Source organism: Oryzophilus luti (assembly GCF_059726245.1).
Window position 1 is genome coordinate 1,870,451 of record NZ_AP040874.1, and the last position, 18,001, is coordinate 1,888,451.

General features: G+C 62.6%; 16 protein-coding genes. 9 read left to right on the plus strand and 7 right to left on the minus strand.

The features are described 5' to 3' along the window. Positions 1 to 85 precede the first annotated feature (85 nt). Positions 86 to 1,321: a DUF5666 domain-containing protein gene (locus AC6IZO_RS08045; RefSeq protein ID WP_497809765.1), complete on the minus strand. Its 1,236-nt coding sequence runs from the start codon at positions 1,319 to 1,321 to the stop codon at positions 86 to 88. 115 nt (positions 1,322 to 1,436) lie between these two features. Beyond that, entirely contained in the window at positions 1,437 to 3,362 is a 1,926-nt protein-coding gene (locus AC6IZO_RS08050; RefSeq protein ID WP_497809767.1) for a DUF2339 domain-containing protein, read from the minus strand. Positions 3,363 to 3,507: 145 nt separating this feature from the next. Between AC6IZO_RS08050 and AC6IZO_RS08055 the strand changes: the two genes are divergently transcribed. From AC6IZO_RS08055 to AC6IZO_RS08070, 4 genes are all read left to right on the plus strand, one after another. Then, entirely contained in the window at positions 3,508 to 3,921 is a 414-nt protein-coding gene (locus AC6IZO_RS08055) for a secondary thiamine-phosphate synthase enzyme YjbQ (RefSeq protein ID WP_497809769.1), read from the plus strand. A 461-nt stretch (positions 3,922 to 4,382) separates the two neighbouring features. Next, the gene (locus AC6IZO_RS08060; protein WP_497809771.1) at positions 4,383 to 5,480 is read left to right on the plus strand and encodes an energy transducer TonB; all 1,098 of its coding nucleotides are present in this window, start codon (positions 4,383 to 4,385) and stop codon (positions 5,478 to 5,480) included. A gap of 17 nt (positions 5,481 to 5,497) precedes the next feature. Continuing rightward, positions 5,498 to 7,267: a M48 family metalloprotease gene (locus AC6IZO_RS08065; RefSeq protein ID WP_497809773.1), complete on the plus strand. Its 1,770-nt coding sequence runs from the start codon at positions 5,498 to 5,500 to the stop codon at positions 7,265 to 7,267. A gap of 202 nt (positions 7,268 to 7,469) precedes the next feature. Further along, positions 7,470 to 7,796 carry a PGPGW domain-containing protein gene (locus AC6IZO_RS08070; protein WP_497809775.1) on the plus strand — a complete coding sequence of 109 codons (327 nt, stop codon included), beginning with the start codon at positions 7,470 to 7,472 and terminating at the stop codon, positions 7,794 to 7,796. Positions 7,797 to 7,919: 123 nt separating this feature from the next. On the opposite strand, the gene rho is transcribed toward AC6IZO_RS08070, so the two are convergent. After that, positions 7,920 to 9,170, minus strand: coding sequence for a transcription termination factor Rho (gene rho / locus AC6IZO_RS08075; protein WP_497809777.1), 1,251 nt, complete (start codon positions 9,168 to 9,170; stop codon positions 7,920 to 7,922). Between the two features lie 167 nt (positions 9,171 to 9,337). Continuing rightward, positions 9,338 to 9,553, minus strand: a complete 216-nt coding sequence (locus AC6IZO_RS08080) for a DNA-directed RNA polymerase subunit omega (protein WP_497809779.1) — start codon at positions 9,551 to 9,553, stop codon at positions 9,338 to 9,340. Positions 9,554 to 10,131: 578 nt separating this feature from the next. Between AC6IZO_RS08080 and AC6IZO_RS08085 the strand changes: the two genes are divergently transcribed. Both AC6IZO_RS08085 and AC6IZO_RS08090 read left to right on the plus strand, forming a co-directional pair. Then, positions 10,132 to 11,667, plus strand: coding sequence for a glycosyltransferase family 39 protein (locus AC6IZO_RS08085; protein ID WP_497809781.1), 1,536 nt, complete (start codon positions 10,132 to 10,134; stop codon positions 11,665 to 11,667). Continuing rightward, the gene (locus AC6IZO_RS08090) at positions 11,664 to 12,641 is read left to right on the plus strand and encodes a 3-oxoacyl-ACP synthase III family protein (protein WP_497809783.1); all 978 of its coding nucleotides are present in this window, start codon (positions 11,664 to 11,666) and stop codon (positions 12,639 to 12,641) included. The genes AC6IZO_RS08085 and AC6IZO_RS08090 overlap by 4 nt, the downstream gene beginning before the upstream one ends. Before the next feature lie 85 nt (positions 12,642 to 12,726). On the opposite strand, the gene msrB is transcribed toward AC6IZO_RS08090, so the two are convergent. Beyond that, complete coding sequence (gene msrB / locus AC6IZO_RS08095) at positions 12,727 to 13,158, minus strand: peptide-methionine (R)-S-oxide reductase MsrB (RefSeq protein ID WP_497809785.1); 432 nt, start codon at positions 13,156 to 13,158, stop codon at positions 12,727 to 12,729. 308 nt (positions 13,159 to 13,466) lie between these two features. Here msrB and AC6IZO_RS08100 point away from each other — a divergent pair, with 308 nt between their 5' ends. Then, positions 13,467 to 13,814, plus strand: a complete 348-nt coding sequence (locus AC6IZO_RS08100; protein WP_497809787.1) for a PilZ domain-containing protein — start codon at positions 13,467 to 13,469, stop codon at positions 13,812 to 13,814. Positions 13,815 to 13,943: 129 nt separating this feature from the next. Here the strand turns inward: AC6IZO_RS08100 and AC6IZO_RS08105 are convergent, their stop codons facing one another. Together AC6IZO_RS08105 and AC6IZO_RS08110 are read right to left on the minus strand one after the other, a co-directional pair. Then, the gene (locus AC6IZO_RS08105; protein ID WP_497809789.1) at positions 13,944 to 14,351 is read right to left on the minus strand and encodes a PilZ domain-containing protein; all 408 of its coding nucleotides are present in this window, start codon (positions 14,349 to 14,351) and stop codon (positions 13,944 to 13,946) included. 266 nt (positions 14,352 to 14,617) lie between these two features. Beyond that, entirely contained in the window at positions 14,618 to 15,712 is a 1,095-nt protein-coding gene (locus AC6IZO_RS08110) for an ARPP-1 family domain-containing protein (protein WP_497809791.1), read from the minus strand. 91 nt (positions 15,713 to 15,803) lie between these two features. On the opposite strand from AC6IZO_RS08110, the gene AC6IZO_RS08115 reads away from it, so the two are divergent. Continuing rightward, positions 15,804 to 16,721 (plus strand): RNA polymerase sigma factor, encoded by a 918-nt coding sequence (locus AC6IZO_RS08115; RefSeq protein WP_497809793.1) that lies wholly within the window; start codon positions 15,804 to 15,806, stop codon positions 16,719 to 16,721. Beyond that, entirely contained in the window at positions 16,718 to 17,947 is a 1,230-nt protein-coding gene (locus tag AC6IZO_RS08120) for a YCF48-related protein (RefSeq protein ID WP_497809795.1), read from the plus strand. The genes AC6IZO_RS08115 and AC6IZO_RS08120 overlap by 4 nt, the downstream gene beginning before the upstream one ends. Positions 17,948 to 18,001: the final 54 nt, after the last annotated feature.

An 18,001-nucleotide genomic window follows, 5' to 3' on the forward strand; every position in this document is an offset into this window, starting at 1 on the left:
TGCGGATTAACGGAAGTGCAAAGACGAAAGCCGCTCCTTCGAGCGGCTTTCGTCTTTGCATCGGAATTTCGAGTCCGTGCCAGCTCTACTTCTTCACTGACTCGTACAGCACTTTGTAGAGGTATGCAGCTCGCGGCGGCAGCTTTTCCACCGGAGCATCTTTCGGGTTTGCCAGCCGCATCCATGCCTTGGGCGCTTCATACAGGTCATAGCCCGCGTCCCGCATCAGCGTCAATCCCACGCGCCCGCTTTGCTCCAGCATATGCGCGTGCATTGCCGAAGCCGCGCCGCTCGGTCCCAGGCTCGCGAGGCCAAGCCCCGGAACCACCGTGCCTCCGGCAAGCAGGGCAATTCTGGCTCCGTCCAATGCGTGGCCCGGTCCCTGCATGCGGTAGCTCTGCCGCTCCAGCACGCTGGCAATATTATCGGCCAGCACCGCCGCCAGTTGCGAGTCGTTCTCCATGCGCGCCACCACCTGGTGCGGCACCAGCAGGATGCCGCTCGGCAGCGCCACCGCGTCGTGAGTCTTGGCCTCATCCACCAGTTGGAAACGGAACTGCACTTTCGCGGGGTCCGTCTCAGGCAGCTCCCGTTGATACTGCGGCACAAGCCGGTTGCCGATCGCCTCCACGCGCGCCTGCATTGCCGCGTCCGTGTAGGCGGGCATGCGCTTGGGGTCCGCGCCCTGAAGAGACCGTGCGACTTTGCCCTGCTTCTTCTCTTCGCCCACCGCCGAAGCATCATACTCGTGCTTCTTGCGGAGCTTGTCTTCCCCGCTGTTGATGCGGTTCTCGCGCAGCACAATCTTTTCGGCCACCACCACGCCCCCATCGGCGGTCTTGCCGTGGTAGGCGACCCAGGTGTTCACGCGGAATGCCGTCGCATCCACCAGCGGAGGCAGGCAGGTTATTGCGGTCTTTGATGTGATGCGGATAAGCCGTCCGTCGGCGCGCACCAGCCGGTCGCCTGAGGCCATCTCCGGCAGCGGCGCGGGAATGGCGTCGATCACACCTTCTCCCGTCACGCTTTCACTGCCGGCCGCGCCCGGAAGAATCAGCATGCGCACCGTAAGCGCGCGGGTCTTTTTGTCCACGCGCCCGTAAACTTCCACGGGCTGCCCGAGTGCCAGACGAAGGTCGCCGCGCTGCACCAGCGCAGTCTCGTTGGGAGCAGTCTTGCGGTATATGCTCGTAAACTCGGTGAATACCGCGTGCAGGCCGTTGATGTCGAAGTCACCCGGCGATTGCACGCGCGTCACGTAGCCCACAACATCCGGCGGTGCCGTCTCCTGTGCCATGCCCGCGCAGACCGTCATCGCCATGCACGCAAACAACACCCCAACTGCCCTGACCACCGTAGCCCGTTTCATTGCCCTCGATTCGACCTTTCCGTGTGGCGCTTCAACGCCCTGTCCCGCCCCGCTCACTTCGTCTGCCTTACTCCGCTGCCGTCTTCCGCAGCCCTAGCCAGTCCTTCTGGTAGGCGTAGGAAATCCCCAGCAATATCGCGCCCAGCACGATGAAGCTGGCAATACGGTACCCCTTGTCGAGCACCGCCATGTCATACAGAAACACCTTCAGCACCGTGACTCCCACCAGCACCAGCGCCTGCCAGCGCAGGAAGGCCGAGCGACGCGCAAATCCCGCCCACATCAGCCCCACGCCATAGGCCATCCACAGCGCCGAGTGCGCAAAGTCGCCTTCAATGTCCAACAGCCCGCGCGCGGCCTGGTACGCCGACGAAACTGTCTCGCCAAACTGCACGCCCAACTGCGTGATCGCGTGCCGAAAGAAGTCGCGCATCTCCAGGTTCAGCGCCAGCAGCGCGAGCAGGTTCACCACCACCACGGCCACGCCGGTCCACTCGCGCGCCGCAAACTCGTCGCGCTCCGCACCCAGCCGGTGCTCCACCCACGCCAGCGCGCACAGAACGGCAATGCACGCCGCGTAGAGCACAAATCGCTCGTTAAAGATCAGCCTTGGCTGCGTCTCTTCGGAGAGCTGCAACAATACACAGCCCGTCGCCAGCAGCGTGGCCACGGCGGCCAGCACTCGCGGCAACCCGCGCTTCGTCCCGTAGCCCACGGCGCAGAAGCCGGCGGCCTCCGCCAGCCACGCCCACGCCAGGCCGTCCTGCCCATAGTGCTGCGGAACCGCCACCAGCAGCAGTGCGCCAGCCATGCCGTAATGGATGGTCGATAGCGTCTCCGGCCCGCCGCGACGCTGCTCAATCAGCACGCCGAAAGCAAGCACCGCCACCGCAAGCAGCACGCTCCACAGCGCCTGATTACCCCGAAGCTCCTGTAGTTCTACCCAGAAGGCACCCACGTTCACCACTGCCAGCAGAATCCACCACTCCGGCGCGAACTTTCCCCGCGCCTCAGCTTCCTGCCTGGCGCACAGCGGAGCCATCTCGAAGAGCACACAGAACGCTGCCAGGAACAGTATGGTTTCCGCCAGCGCATCCGCTGAGTAATACTCCGCGTACCAGACGCCATAGATACCGATGGTTCCCACAAGCGCCGAGCACGCAATCCGGGGCCACGCATGCCAGCGCTGCGCCAGCACGGCCGCAATATCCAGCAGCAGCAGATATCCCAACAGCGCGGCTTCTTCGTTCTTTCCCGTCGAGAGCAGCACCGGCGTCAGCAGGCCGCCCATCAGCGCCAAGGCCGCCAGCAACTCCGCGTCTTCGCGCACCGCCAGCCACGCCATCAGAGAGGTCACCAGCACCATGGCGAAGAAGCCCAGCGAGACCGGCGCCAGTGCATAGACTTGGCACGCCGCCCATATTGAGAGATAGAGCACGCCAGCGCCCAGCGCCTTCATCGAGTAGGCATACATGCGCATGCCCTGCCGGCGCACCCGCTCGCTCCAGGCGATAAAGCCCGCGCCCGCCAGCATGCCAATGACGATGCGCGTCGCCGGGCCGATCCAATGGTTTTCAAACGCGTATTGCAGGAACAGTGCCGCGCCCACCAGCACCGCCACCACGCCCACGCGGTTCAGCCAGCGGCCTCCGATGCGGCTCTCCAGTGATTCCTCTTCGTGCATGGCTGGCATGGGCGTCCGCAACGGCGCGTCATGCCGCGCCCAGGCCTCGGCCATCTGCTGCCGTGTGCGCGGCGGCTCAGCCGCAGGGGCCGGAGCGACGGCTCTCTCTGCCGTCGTCGGTGTCGCTGGTGCCGCAGTCTTTGCTTCTTGCGCGGCTGGAGCAGGCACTGGCACTTCTGTCATCGGGGGTGCGGTCTGCTGCTTCTGAGCCGCAAGATTCGCGGCCATCGCGCGCTCCAGTTGGTAGACGCGCTGCGTCAGGCGCGCCATCTGCTCTCTTAGCTCGTCAAATTCCTCGCGCTCGCTCATTGGCCATGCAGCTTATCATCCACATGGCGGCGCGTCATCCGCTGGCGCGCTCATTTCATTTCTGGCACGTTCCGGCCCTTTATTTGCGCACGTATGACCCCGCGTTTACCTTGGTAACTTGCACCGCCAACCGGAGGACCCCCGCATGACATTTCACACCGAGTACCTCACCTTCCGCACCCGCAACCACCGCGAGTATGTGCACATCACGCCGAAGATCGAGGAGATCGTTCGCACCAGCGGCATCCGCGACGGCATGGTGCTGGTCTCCGCCATGCACATCACCGCCGGCATCTACGTCAACGATCTGGAAGACGGGCTGATCCACGACATTGACGCGTGGCTCGAAAAACTCGCGCCATTTCGCGAGGATTACGAGCATCACCGCACCGGAGAGAGCAACGGCGACAGCCACCTCAAATCGATCCTGGTGCACCACGAGGTGATTCTGCCCCTCACCGCCGGCAAGCTCGACCTGGGCACCTGGCAGCGCGTCTTTTACGCCGAATTCGATGGCCAACGAAGCAAGCGCGTCATCGTCAAAGTGATGGGGGAGTAGTTCTTTGAATGAATTTCGCGATTAAGTAATCCAGATCGCGTGACGAATGTTAATTGATTAGTAATTTTGAGGAAACCAGAAGTACATGACCTTCGAGTGTCAGTAACATCGGCTTATTACGATAAGGCATAGTCCTAAGGTACAATGTCCCTCCTTGGTTCCTTACGCCCTTCTGGTACCATTTGCAATCGTTTTGCTATTGTCTCGAACCAGCGGGTGGGTTCTACTTTGGGAAGGACGGAGGAGAAGACTCACTCCAAGTAGTGCACGAAGAGTAATCGTTGGAATATGGTTGTTTTCCGCATGACCTTCGGGGATTTTTCAATGTTCCCGGCTCAAGATCCGCGGAGGCACAGCTGTATTCCGGGCAGGATGTTTTTTCCATGGCGGAATGCGGCCGCGAGTTCCAGCGCGGGCCGCAGCGGGCCGGTTCGCCCTACCTGTAGCGGAGTGGTGTGGAGATGAAGGAAATACCGGAGTATCGAGCCAATTCCATGTTCTCGGAGCTGCCCAGGCCGCAGTACAGCCTCACCGCGTTTGCCGGCAGCTACATTCTGCAAATCGCGGGCGTAGCGCTGCTCATGACGATCACGTTCGCCGCTCCCAAGATCGTGCAGAAGCAATACCAGCATATTGAACTGGCAGAAGCACCCAAGGAGCCCAGCGCGCCCCCGCGTCCCGCGCCGCGGCCCCGTCTGCTTCCGGAGCTGCCCAAGCTGGAGCAGCCCGTCTTCAAGGCTCCCCCAAAGATCCAGACTCCGCAGGAAATCGTAGCGGCACCGCAGGTGAAGGCCCCTGAGCAGGCTCTGCCCAAGATGGCAGCCACGCCGGTCGCCAAGCCGCAGTACGCGGCCCAGCCCACCAAGGCGTTTGACCAGGTTGCCGAATCGCGTCAGGCACCCAAGGTCAGCGCGGTCCAGACCAACCAGTTCGGCGGCAGCTCCGCATCGCCCACGCTCCACAATAAGACAGCCGCGCAGGTGCAGACCGGCGGCTTCGGCGCTCCCGATGGATTCGCTCACAATCCCAACAGCCAGGCGCGCAAGCCCAACGTGGCCGCCGTCGGCTCCTGGGACATGCCGCAAGGGGCAGGCTACGGCAACGGCAGCGGCGGCGCACATGGAGCGCGCGGCACCATCGCCAGCGCCAGCGGCTTCGGCAATGGCGTTGCCGCAGACGGCCGTGGCGGACACGGTCACGGCAACGCTCAGGTGCAGACCACCAGCTTTGGAAACGCCGGCACCCAGGCATCTCCCGGAGCTCGTCCGCAGCAGGCGGAAGCCCGCCCCACGAGTATCCCGGTCGCCATCCAGAGCAAGCCCAAGCCAACGTATACGGCGGAGGCGCGCGAAATGCGGGTGGAAGGCGAGGTCCTGCTGGACGTCACCTTTACCGCCGGTGGACAAGTTCATGTTGTACGTGTCATCCGTGGTCTCGGCCACGGTCTGGATGAGGCGGCCGTACGCGCCGCGCAGGGCATTCGCTTCACGCCCGCGCAGCGTGACGGACATGCCGTCGACTCCCATGCAACCCTACACATTGTGTTCCAGTTGTCTTAAGTCAGCGAGGAGTGTCTATGTTGCGTAAGTGCATCGGTTCCTTTCTTCTGCTTGTCGCCGTGGCCGCATTTGGCCAGGCACAGCAGGCGCCTTCGGCGGGCGCCAGCGCGTTCGACCGCGTTCTTAACCAGGTCCTCGCGCGCGAAGCTGAAAACATCAAGTCATTGCGGTCCTACTCGCCCATTGTTGAAACCTATCTGCAGGAGATGAAGCCGGACAAGGATCTCGGCGCGGTGCCTGTCGCCGACCGCTATTTCCTCGGCCGCGTCTCTATCAAGAAGGACCTGGACAACACCAGCTTCCTCGAGAAGGCCAAGTTTGAAGGCTTCGGCCCGAAGTTCATGAAGCGCGTCACCGGCAAGATGCGTGACGCGGTGGGAAGCGTTACCGGCACCTCGCGCACAGACTTCAATCCCACCGGCTTCAGCTACATGCTGGCCATGGACGTTCGCGGACTCGACCGCGAGCACTACAACTTCGAGTATGTAGGCCGCGAATTTCTCGGCGAGCTGCGCTGCTACATCATCGACGTTTCCCCCAAGAAGAAGGCCGGCGTCGGCCGCTTCCAGGGACGCATGTGGGTGGAAGACCAGGGCTACAATGTGGTCCGCTTCAACGGCACGTTCGTGAATTCCAACAGCGCCAACCCTTATCTGCACTTTGACACCTGGCGCATGAACATGCAGCCCAACGTCTGGCTGCCCGCCTACGTCTACAGTGAAGAATCAGCCGTCAGGAACTCCCTGCCCAAGGACGTGGGCTACAAGGGTGTCATTCGCATCTGGGGTTACAGCATCACCAAGACGCGCGGCAATGACGCCTTCACCGACGTTGTGGTGGACACCAACGACGCCGTGAAGGATCAGAGCGACTCCGGCCAGGATCTTGCGCCGGTGGCCGCGCAGCGCAGCTGGGAACGCCAGGCCGAGGATAACGCCCTCAGCCGCCTGGAGCGCGCCGGCTTGCTGGCCCGGCAGGGTGAAGTCGACCGCGTGCTCGGCATCGTGGTCAACAACCTCATCCTCACCAACAATCTCGACATCCAGCCCGAAGTCCGCTGCCGCGTGATCCTGACCGCGCCGGTTGAGAGCTTCCAGATCGGCCACACCATCATCCTCAGCCGCGGCATGCTCGACGTGCTGCCGGACGAGGCGAGCCTGGCCGCCGTGCTGGCCCACGAGCTGGCGCACATCGCGCTGGCCCACCACAATGACACGCGCTTCGCCTTCGGCGACCAGACCATGTTCGCCGACGAAGAAACCCTCCGCCGCATGCACTTCAACCGCGGCGTGGCCGATGAAGAAGCCGCCGACCGCAAGGCCGTCGAACTGCTGAAGAACTCGCCCTACAAGGACAAGATGGCCAACGTCGGCCTCTTCCTTCGCGCGCTCGACAGCCGCCGCGCCGTGCTGCCGAACCTCATCCGCGCCGAAATGGGCAACACCCTGGTGCTCAACGGACGCCTCCGCCTCAACGAGTTGGTCAACGGCTCGCCCAAGCTCGAGCCGTTGAAGACCGAGCAGATTGCCGCGCTGCCCCTCGGCGGACGCATCAAGCTCGACCCGTGGTCCGACCGCATCGAGATGAGCAAGGCGAAGTCGCCGGCCATTCTCGGCGCCCGCGAGAAGATGCCGTTTGAAGTCACGCCCATCTTCCCGTACCTGACGCGCTACAAGGCGGACGCTCCGGTGCAGGCATCACCAGCCCCGGCGGAAGCGGCTCCGGCCGCAACGGCTCCGGCTGACGCTGCGCCGGTCGAGCAGAAGGCTCCGGGCTCCAGCAATTAGCCACACGCGCGGCGCGCACGAACACGCCGCGCATCTTTTCTACCCTCCCCGCTGACCTGAGGCCCGCACCCATCGTGCGGGCCTCATTTTCTTTCCCCCCGGTTCCCAGCGCCAATCCCGAACGGCACGTCACTCTCGTGACTGCACGCTTCGCATTCCACGATGTGCAATCACCTTTGCTTCTGATATACGTCTATGGCGTATGAAGCTGCGCCTGAACCGTACGGTCAAGAAGTGGATTGCATTGCTGCTGGGCTGGGGCTGTATCGTGCTCGGCCTGCTGGGGCTGGTGCTGCCCGTGATCCCGGGTCTCGTGTTCCTGTTCGCCGGCCTGCTGCTGCTCTCAGGCGAATACGTGTGGGCACACAACCTGCTGCAACGCCTGAAGCTCCGTTTCCCGACCGCGGCACGCCACGGCGAACACATCAAGCGCCGCTTTCTCCACCGCCTAAGCCTCGTGCTGGTCGCATTGCATCTGAGAAAGTCGTCCCGGCACAGGGACTCCTCCGGCTTCACTCGCTCGGAATAGATTGCTGTTTCCCGCAAACAGAGAGGCCCGGCGTGTGCCGGGCCTTTCTGCTGCATCAGTTTTCTCTGCTGCCCCGAAGTTCGCCGCACGAATGCGAAGCCAACCTGGGGCGCGACTCTTGTTCTACAGCGTGCTCATGTTGGCCAGGAAGTCCGCGTTTGCACGCGTCTTGCTCAGCTTGTCGATGAGCAACTCCATGGCCTCCACCGGGCTCAGCGGGTTCAGCACGCGGCGCAGCACCCAGATGCGCTGCAGGTCTTCCTTCGGCTGCAGCAGCTCTTCCTTACGGGTGCCAGAGCGCTGAATGTCGATGGCCGGGAACACGCGCTTGTCGCTCAGCTTGCGGTCGAGAATGACTTCCATGTTGCCCGTGCCCTTGAATTCTTCAAAGATCACGTCGTCCATGCGCGAGCCGGTCTCCACGAGCGCCGTGGCAATGATGGTCAGCGAGCCGCCTTCTTCGATGTTGCGCGCCGCGCCGAAGAAGCGCTTCGGGCGCTGCAGGGCATTGGAGTCAACGCCGCCGCTGAGCACCTTGCCCGAGGGCGGAACAATCGTGTTGTAGGCACGCGCCAGTCGCGTGATCGAATCCAGCAGGATGACCACGTCGCGCTTGTGCTCCACCAGGCGCTTCGCCTTTTCAATCACCATCTCGGCCACCTGCACGTGGCGGGCGGCGGGCTCGTCAAAGGTCGAGCTGATGACTTCGCCCTTCACCGAACGCTGCATGTCCGTGACTTCCTCCGGGCGCTCATCGATGAGCAGCACAATCAGCACCACTTCCGGATGGTTCGCGGTGATGGAGTTGGCAATGTTCTGCAGCAGCATCGTCTTGCCGGTACGCGGCGGAGCGACGATCAGGCCGCGCTGTCCCTTGCCCACCGGGATCAGCATGTCGAGCACGCGCGCGCTCATGTTGTCGCGCACGGTTTCCAGCTTCAGCCGCTCCTGCGGATACAGCGGCGTCAGGTTGTCGAACAGGATCTTGTTGCGCGCTTCCTCGGGAGACTCGAAGTTGACGGCTTCGATCTTCACCAGCGCAAAATACTTTTCACCCTCGTGCGGCGGACGAACCTGGCCGCTGATCGTGTCGCCGGTCTTCAGGTCGAACTTGCGGATTTGCGAGGGGGAGACGTAGATGTCGTCCGGACCCGGCAGGTAGTTGTAGTCCGGCGAACGCAGGAAGCCATAGCCGTCGGGCAGGATTTCCAGAACGCCCTCGGCAAAAATGTGGCCCTCTTTTTCGCTCTGGGCCTGCAGGATCTTGAAAATGAGGTCCTGCTTCCTCAGCCCGCTGGCGCCGGGCAAGTCGAGCTGGCGCGCAATCTTGGTCAGTTCTGTAATGTTCTTTTCTTTGAGTTCTGCGATCGTCATGTTCACCTACGGAGTGTTGTGGAAAGGAAGGCCGGAATGATCTGTACTGCGCACGGACGGCGCGCGGCGGGGTTACGCTTCTCCTGGAGCTTTCCGGTCCTGCCCGGCGCACTTGGCGGCCGGTACGGAGCGGAAGCTTCCAGGATGAACGTCGTTGATGGTGAAAGCTAGGCCGCGCGGCGCTGAGCTTCGTTCACATTTTCGGGCTCGGACAGTACCTGATCGCGGCCCGATTCGCCAATGCGATACAGAATGTCGTTGGTCGTGTCTTCAACACGGGTGTTCGGCTTGTGGAACTTGCGCGTCGCCTTGGACGCGATCTGGCACAGCATATAACGGTTTTGCAGCGTGTGCAAAGCCTCAAAAACTCGATTGGAACGCATGTTCTCTCCTCGCGCGCAGCCGCTTCCGGGAGCCGTCGTTTGGAAGCTGGTCTGGCAATGTTCTGGCAGTACCACAGGCGATGGGAACTGCTTAGATTTGTTCGACGGGAACCCGGGCGGCTCGTTACACCTCTTTAGGATGCCCCTGGTCCGTTCTCGGTTTCATCAACTTGGACGCGACAGGCACCAACCCGTCACCCACAAGTTGCGGCCCCGGTGCACCACCGCGCCGGACCGCTGTACAAACACGCAAAATCACCTGACCCACTCTTCGGCAACCAATTGTGCTGGAATCGGGGTTCGATGAGCCAGAAGGGCCCTCGGCTTGCTGCCAAAAGGAACTACGGCTGCGACACAACCTACTGTAGCGCCAGCGCCCTCGAAAGGCAACGTTTTTCTTTCTCCGTAACATACTGATTTAATTACCTAATTGGAACAATCCACAAAAAAGTACCGATACGGATTCCAGCCACGGCTGCACTGATCTCTGTGCACACTCCGGTCAATGACATTCAATGCTCTCGCCCATCCATTTACCGGAGTCACGAAGATCGTTCATCGTAAACTGTTGAGCATCTATGGCCGTCATCCCAAAGAGCCCGCCACGCACCTTCCTCATCACTCTGTCCATCATCACGGCCCTGGCGACGGCGCTGCGTGCATTTCGGCTCGGCACGCAACCACTGTTTTTGGATGAAGGTTTTTCCATCGCGGTCGCCCGCATGCCCTGGAAGGAATTCTTCCTTATGGCTCACGGGCCGGAGATTCACATGTTCGCGCTTTACCTGCCGCTGCGCGTGTGGATGCACTTTGGCTCATCGGAACTATATCTACGGCTGATGCCCGCAGCTTTCGGAATTGCCATGATCCCCGCGCTGGGGCTTTTGGGAAAGCGCTTGTTTGGAGAGCCTGCCGGCTGGCGTGCCGCGCTGATCGCCGCCTGCAGCAGCACATGTATCTGGTATTCGCAGGAGCTGCGCGGGTACTCCCTGCTCATGCTGCTGGCGACGCTGAGCCTGCTCTCCTTGCTGCGCGCAATTGAAATTGGCAATCGGCGCAACTGGCTCTGCTGGGCTGCCATCACCGCCCTGATGCCCTACGCCCAGTTCTTCTCCATCCTCATTCTTCCGGCGGAAATACTGGCGGTCGCCATCGCAGCACGCAAGCATCTGCGGCCCATGCTGCGGGCCATCGGAGTCTGCGCCATCCTGTACCTTCCCTTGTGGTATGGGTTCTCGAACGCAAAGTTCCTTCAACTGGGGTGGATGCGCTACCTGACGTGGAGCAGTTTCTGGCAGTTTCTTGTCTGGTTCATGGCGGCAGGCCCAGCAGGCCTGTGGGTCTGTTTTCTGCTTGTCGTGGCAGCAGTCGCTCCGCCACTCATCCGGATTCTCCGGAAGAATCCGCTCGACGAACCGGACATCTTCCCCACTGTGCTGACGGTCTGCACAGTGCTTCTGCCCATTGCGGCGCTGGTGCTGCTTCAGCTCAGGCAGCCCATGTTCATGCCGCGCTATGCACTGATGTCCTTGCCGTCATTTTGCCTGTTGCTTGCCTGGGGAGCCGTACAGTTGCCGCGCGCGGCGTCCAATGTTCTGTTGACCGTGCTGCTTGGGTTCATGCTGGCGCAGCTGCCCGGCTACTACCATCGCACCCCGCAGAACCAATGGCGCACGGTGCTGGAAGCCGTGGCGAGCCGAGCGCACCCCGGAGATGAAGCCATTCTCTGGGAGCCGCTCACGGTCACCTGCTACGACTACTACCAACGCCATCTGCCTCAAGGCTCATCGCTGCCCACCGTCATCTTCCCCCGGAATACTCCCGGGCAGTTCTCAGCCTCGGATCTCAACACGTATCCAACGCCGGACTCAATCGACCGCATAGCCGCCGGGCACCGGAGGCTATGGATCATCGTGGATTCCGATCTTCCGATTGCGCAGATGTCGATATGGGAGCACCTGATTGTGCGCCGCACGGCCATGCATCTTCCTGTGCGGTGGACCCTGCGGGAGGGTGGCATGTCGGTCTGGGAATTCGAGTGCGATTCCGCGCAGGGATGTTACGATAAGGCTCGCACGGGTGGGGTCCCGCGCGCACCTGTAGCCACCAAATGACGCAGAATTCTCCATTGCTCGCCGCGACCGGGGCCTATTTGCCCGCACAGGTGTTGACCAACGCCGAGCTGGCTCCGCGCGTCGGCGTGAGCGAGGAGTGGCTGTTCAACGTCAGCGGCATTCGCGAGCGCCGCATCGCCAATGAAACCGAGACGGTCGACTCCATGGCCTTGGAGGCGGCGCGCCGCTGCCTGAGCCGTTGGAAGCCGCAACCTGCCACACCGCCGCAAAAGTCACCCGCAGCCGCCTCCGACATTGGTGCAGTCATCGTTTCCTGCGGCTCCTACGAGCAGCGCTCGCCCGGACCGGCCGCCAGGCTTGCCGCCGAACTCGGCCTTCGCAACACGCCTGCATTCGACGTGCCCGTGGCCAGCGCCGGATCGATCATTGCTATGAACCTGGCGCACCGGCTCAGCGAGGCTTACGGCAACATCCTGGTTGTGGCCAGCGAGAAGATGTCGACTTACGGCCTGCGCGAACCGCTCGAGCGCGGCGTGGCTCCGCTGTTCGGAGACGGTGCCGCCGCCTGCCTGCTCCGCCGCGACCGCGGCTTTGCCCGCCTCGAGGCCAGCGTGCTGCACAGCGACGGACGCTACTGGAATGACCTCCGCATCAACGACGAGGGCCGCTTCCTCATGCGCGGGCGCTCGGTCATCACGCAGGCCGGCAAGCGCATTCCGGAGAGCATTCGAGAGGTGCTCTCGCAAACCGCCACGGCCATTGCCGACGTGGAAGCCTTCATCGTGCACCAGGCAAACCTGCACGTCATTCTGCGCGCGGCGGACGCACTGGGCGCGGCGCACGAACGCTTCTTCTTCAACATCAGCCGCTACGGCAATACCTCGTCGGCTTCCATGATGATTGCGCTGCACGAGTGGTGCGCCGAGCATACGCTGGCTGCGGGCGTGCCCGTGGTGCTGGCCGCCTTCGGCGCCGGATACCACTGGGGCGCCGCCCTGCTGCGCGGCTGCTGACAGCGCCGCTCGCTCCCAAACGCAAAAGGCACCGCGCCTGCGGTGCCCAGCAGTGAAATCCTTCGCTTTCTACTTTTCGGAATCGCTACTTTTTCTGGTGCTTCAGTGAGACGGAGTTGATGCAGAAGCGCGTGCCGGTCGGCTGTGGACCGTCGGGAAAGACGTGCCCGAGGTGGCCGCCGCAGTGAGCGCAGGTGACTTCGACGCGCCGCATGCCGTGGCTAAGGTCCTGCGTGTAGATAACGGCACTGGCATCTTTTGCTTCGGAAAATGCCGGCCATCCGCAGCCGGAGTCGTACTTGGCCTCGGAGGTGAACAACTCGGCTCCGCACCCCGCGCAGCGGTAAACGCCATCCTCGAAGGTCTGATCGTACTCGCCGGTGAACGGATGCTCGGTGCCCTTCTCGCGCAGCACGGTATATTGCTCCGGCGTCAACTCGGCGCGCCATTGATCCTCACTCTTGTGGACCACCTCCGGCTTTGACGTCCCCACTTCGTTTGCTGACTGCTCCGCCATGGTTACTCCCCGCCCTTCCGTAACTGCCCAATAGATTACGCCAACCTTGAGCCGCCGGTACCCGATTGCCCCCTGCCTTCGTTACCAGAGTGGGCATTCGCCCGAAGAATGCGCGTTTTGTAATCGCGAGTCAATACTCAAGATAAATTTCGAGTTGAATAGTATTGCAGCTTGATTCTTTCAGCATTACGATTTCACAAATACAAGACAGGTGTCCGCTATGGCCGTTCGGCATAGGTGCGCGTACGCGTATGGACATCGTCAGGAAGCAGCAGGACATGGCCACTCAGGACGGAAGGCTAGCTGGCATGTGGAATAATCGCCCCGAGTTCGAACCGCCCGCGGAATCCATTGATCGTCGCCTCTCGGCGCGATACAGGGTTCCGGCGCCGGTCAAGCTGCTGCTTGAAAATGGTCAGCGCATCGCCATGATGACGCGCGACATCAGTGCTTCCGGGATGTACATCTACGTTGCCAAGGGAACACCGGTACGCGAGCGCATCCGCTTCATGGTCACCTTTCCGCCGGAAACCACGACCACCTGCCGTCTGCTGGCGCTTTGTGATGGCGTGGTGGTCCGCCGCGAGATGGGCGAAGAGAACGACGGACTGGCCATCAAGATCGACCACTACGAATTTCTCAGCTCCATGGCATAATCGCCAGAAACCTTCCGGGCACAACTCTTCAACATTCGATCACTTCAGTCTGATTGTCTTCTGTTGCGCGCAGGTGCGGCGCGATCCTGCCTGTCGATTCCATGCAGATGCGATGAGGTACAACAGGCTTTAGTCCAGGCTTTGCGAAGGGGGCGGTGCGACGTTGGAGAAGGGGTAGACGGCGTCGCTGGTCAACAACTCAAAGCGGTCGATGGTGGCGGCAACATCTCCGCCAAAGCCGTTCTCCGAGCGTGTGCGCACAACGCGCCCCGTGCACTTCACCTTCATGGTAGTGCACATGGTCACTTCCGGCGGAAATACCAGGAGAAACTCAATTTCTCGGCGGGGCTCCAGAGGCCGGTCGAGGCTGAAGCGGACACCGTTGGCGCTGACGTCATAGGTGAAGCCGAGCAGCGGGTTCTGCTCACCGGCCAATATCAATTCCAGCGGAAGCCGCATGGCGATGCGGCGGCAACGGCGGCGCTCTCCCTCAGGCTGCGCCCCGCTCCAGTCCTCTCCCGCTCCAATCATGAACATTCTGTCATCTCTCCGACATTCGCAAGTGCGGCGCATTGGTGTCCGCGCCGGCTTGATCCTGTCCTCGACCGCCCCAGCCCAAGGCAAGCCTCGACTTGAAATAGAACTCCGGCTCCTCCCCGGATTTTATCCGGGAAAGGGTTGACACTGTCGTGTCTACGCACCATCAGGGTAACGGTCCCCTGCGTCTCGATTCTTTGGCGCAAAGGAAAACGCATGGAGCAATCCGCCCCATGCGCGCCGCCTCCCCCCGGACTGCCGGCCGCTCAACTTCTCATCTTTGTAATGTGTACTTCACACTCCGACTTCGACAGCAGAGAGGTTAACAGAAATATCTTGAAGCCGTCACCGTGAATCTCCGTGCTACGAAAGATTCCCGGTTCGGTCTCGCTGATCTCGCGGCGGCCCTCGAGATCGGCCAGAAACTGCTGTGCCTCACGTCGGCTGGCATGCTCCAGTGGTCCGCGAAACGTCATGGCCTCCGCCACGTAGCTCTTGTAGAGCTTGGGCCAGTACTTGTTCAGCAGTTCGCTGCCGGCAAAAATATCGGCCCAGATGATGCGCCCGTTGACGGCCACCACTACGCCCACCGCGCCACGCTCGCGCAACTCGCGCAGGATACCCTGTTCGTCGCCGTACTCAGCCAGCTTGGCACGCACCGGTGCCGCGCCAAAGACCTTGGCATAGCTGCTGCCGGAATCACGCATGGCAGGCGCGGCCGTTGCGCCCACTACTCCGGCCATGTTGCGGTTGGCCACGCCGACGTTGTCCCACACCGACTGCTGGCTCTTCTCGGCCATGGCAGGAGTGCGTACGCTGGGCTGCGCCATCTGCCCCTGCATGGAGCCGAACTTCGCGCTCGATTCCACCCAGCGGCCCGGCTCCACGCAGAAGACACCAAGGTCGATGGGGCCGGAGTGTGGCGGCACAATGCGGTCGGCACCGATCACGCGGTCCTGCTTGCCGCCGGTGACAATCTCTCCCGCCAGCAGCAGCAGCGGACGCGACGAGTTATTGGTGAGCACCAGCCGGTTCACCTCGGCGCCGCCACGCCGCCGCGGCATCACGCCCGGACGCCGCACCAGCCCCGGCTCATCGCCCGCCTCGGTCACCGTCACCTCGCCGCCGCGCACGCCTTCATCCAGCGTCAGGAAGCCTGCGGTTTCGCGCTGCGGGCCGACCACGGGAAACACCTGCAGGTTGCCGCGCTCAATCGGCGCCAGCACCTCATACCCTTTGCGCGGCGGAATGCCTGCAAACAGCGGTGCCGCCAGCAACAGCAACGCCAGCAGGACCATCCCCTGCCCCATACCAGAGGTCTTCCTCCCGCTCACCATCGCACGCCGAATCACGTCTTTCATATGTCTCCTCCCGCGGCAGCGTTTCTGCCTTGCAGGGGTAGAACGAACGTGCATGGGTTCCTTGCAGAAAATTTGTTAGCATCGGTGCCACATGGATTGCGGGCCTCAACTCGCGGAAGCCGTGCGCGCGCTTGACCGCCGCGTGCTGGAGCGCATCTCTGCGCTCTACGCCGTCTCCGGCGCGCCGCGTTACGGGCTAACCCCAGAGGCCTTTGCACTCTACCTCGGCGCCGTTGTGGTCCGCTACGCCGCCGAGTCCTCAGCGGACGAACAGCTCGCGCTGCTTTCCACCTTGCATCTTGAAGAGTTGGCGCTGGCCCGCGCCTGCACCGCCGGAAGCGACAGCGCGTGGGATGAATTTCTGGTGCGCTACCGCCCGGCGCTTTATGAGACTGCCTACCGAATGGCGCACGACGATGCCACCGCGCGCGAATTGGCTGATGGGCTTTACGCCGAACTCTACGGCCTGACTGGCGAGAATGGTCATCGCCGCTCCAAGCTGGACTATTACATGGGTCGCGGCTCGCTGGAAGGCTGGTTGCGCACCGTAGTGGCGCAGCAATACGTGGACCGCTACCGCTCACAGCGCAAGAACGTAAGCCTGGAGGAGCAGGTGGAGGCAGGGGCCAGCTTCGCCGCACCTCCGGCGCCGCAGACCGCAGAGCCGGATGGCGCGCTCACCGAGGCCGTTAATCGCACGCTCGACGAGCTTGAGCAGGAAGAGCGCTTCCTTCTAGCTGCATACTTTCTTGACCAGCGGACGCTGGCGGAAATCGGACGCCTGCTGCACTTGCATGAGGCCACCATCAGCCGCCGGCTCGACCGCCTGACGCGCGAGTTGCGCAAGCGTGTGCGGAAGCGCCTGGAGACCTCCGGGGTGCCGCCGCGACGATGCGACGAACTGCTTACGGAGATTGATGTGCGCGACCTTGCGGTCGACGTGAACGAAAAACTGAGGCAAGGAACCAATCTTCCCGCGTTCTATAACAGAAGCGGAGACCAAACGTGACGCCGCCGAACCACAACCCGCTGCAACAGGCACTCGCCCACCGGACGCCGCTGACACCGCATCCGGGCGCCGACATGCTCAACGCCTTTGCGGAAGAGGCGCTGACCGCCGACGAGCGCGCGCATGTGTTAGCGCATCTGGCCGACTGCGCAGCATGCCGCGAGGTGCTGGCCCTGACCTCCGCCGCCGCACCCGAAGCAGAGGCTGTGCACGCTCCGGTAAAGACCGTGCAGTTCGCTCCCGTGCCGGTTGCGGCACCCCGGCGCTGGCTGGCGTGGGGCTCAGCGGTGGCGGCCGTCGCCGTGGTCTCTGGCGGCATTGTTGTCTACCAATTCATGCGCACGCGCCCCAGTGAACTGGCGCGAATGAACACTCCGGCAGCGGCTGTGCCCGCGCCAGCGTCGCCCACGGCGTCGTCCGACGTCGTTCCGGAGATGCAGCACGCATCGGGAGAAGCGTCACAGACCAGCAGCACTAATGAGAAGGGTTCGCCGACCGCACCAACGCAACCACCACGCTCCGAGCAGCCGAGCATTTCCGCGCCGCCACCGCCCTCCGAACACGCGGCCGGAAAGCGGCACGAAGAAGACCTCACCGCACGCTCCATGTCGAAGGCAGAGCCGAGCGTAACGGCTGCGACCACGGCGGACGCCATGCACTCCACAAAAGCACTTCCGGCGCCGCCCGCAGCCGCAGCCGTGGCGGGAGGCGTGCTCACGAACGAGGCAAACAGCAACGTTGCGGTCGCGCGGAAGAGCGCGGGTCCGACCAACGCCTCCAACAACGCCGACAGCGGACTGCTCTACAGCCGCAATGCTGCGGCGCCGGCGTTGCAGACAGAGCAACGCATGACACGCACCAAGGCCGCGACTTCAATGCGCGCCTACAAGATGGAGATTGCTCCCACCGCGTGGCGCGTGAACTCCGCGGGCCGCGTGGAATGGCAGCAGGCGGAAGGCACGTGGCATAAGGCGGAGTTGCCCGCGAATACGCGCTTCCGCGTGGTAGCCACCGTTGGCAATTCAGTTTGGGCGGGCGGAGAGGCGCATGCGCTCTACCGCTCCACGGACTTCGGCGCCACATGGAGCCATGTTGCGCTGCCCGCGCGCGGCAACGCCCCGGCGGCCATCACACACATTGCTTTCAGCAGCGAGCAAAACGGCATCGTCACCGCCGAAGATGGCACACAGTGGAGCACGCACGACGGCGGTCAGAGCTGGCAGTAGCCTTTTGCGCCAAATGCGCGGCCAGCGTGAGCCACAAGAGAATGGAGCCGCCAA

Bases quoted from the DNA above. Each gene is read 5' to 3' on its own strand.
- AC6IZO_RS08045 (WP_497809765.1), bottom strand. From the start codon at position 1,321: ATGGCGATGACGGTCTGCGCGGGCATGGCACAGGAGACGGCACCGCCG.
- AC6IZO_RS08050 (WP_497809767.1), bottom strand. From the start codon at position 3,362: ATGAGCGAGCGCGAGGAATTTGACGAGCTAAGAGAGCAGATGGCGCGC.
- AC6IZO_RS08055 (WP_497809769.1), top strand. From the start codon at position 3,508: ATGACATTTCACACCGAGTACCTCACCTTCCGCACCCGCAACCACCGC.
- AC6IZO_RS08060 (WP_497809771.1), top strand. From the start codon at position 4,383: ATGAAGGAAATACCGGAGTATCGAGCCAATTCCATGTTCTCGGAGCTG.
- AC6IZO_RS08065 (WP_497809773.1), top strand. From the start codon at position 5,498: ATGTTGCGTAAGTGCATCGGTTCCTTTCTTCTGCTTGTCGCCGTGGCC.
- AC6IZO_RS08070 (WP_497809775.1), top strand. From the start codon at position 7,470: ATGAAGCTGCGCCTGAACCGTACGGTCAAGAAGTGGATTGCATTGCTG.
- rho (WP_497809777.1), bottom strand. From the start codon at position 9,170: ATGACGATCGCAGAACTCAAAGAAAAGAACATTACAGAACTGACCAAG.
- AC6IZO_RS08080 (WP_497809779.1), bottom strand. From the start codon at position 9,553: ATGCGTTCCAATCGAGTTTTTGAGGCTTTGCACACGCTGCAAAACCGT.
- AC6IZO_RS08085 (WP_497809781.1), top strand. From the start codon at position 10,132: ATGGCCGTCATCCCAAAGAGCCCGCCACGCACCTTCCTCATCACTCTG.
- AC6IZO_RS08090 (WP_497809783.1), top strand. From the start codon at position 11,664: ATGACGCAGAATTCTCCATTGCTCGCCGCGACCGGGGCCTATTTGCCC.
- msrB (WP_497809785.1), bottom strand. From the start codon at position 13,158: ATGGCGGAGCAGTCAGCAAACGAAGTGGGGACGTCAAAGCCGGAGGTG.
- AC6IZO_RS08100 (WP_497809787.1), top strand. From the start codon at position 13,467: ATGTGGAATAATCGCCCCGAGTTCGAACCGCCCGCGGAATCCATTGAT.
- AC6IZO_RS08105 (WP_497809789.1), bottom strand. From the start codon at position 14,351: ATGTTCATGATTGGAGCGGGAGAGGACTGGAGCGGGGCGCAGCCTGAG.
- AC6IZO_RS08110 (WP_497809791.1), bottom strand. From the start codon at position 15,712: ATGAAAGACGTGATTCGGCGTGCGATGGTGAGCGGGAGGAAGACCTCT.
- AC6IZO_RS08115 (WP_497809793.1), top strand. From the start codon at position 15,804: ATGGATTGCGGGCCTCAACTCGCGGAAGCCGTGCGCGCGCTTGACCGC.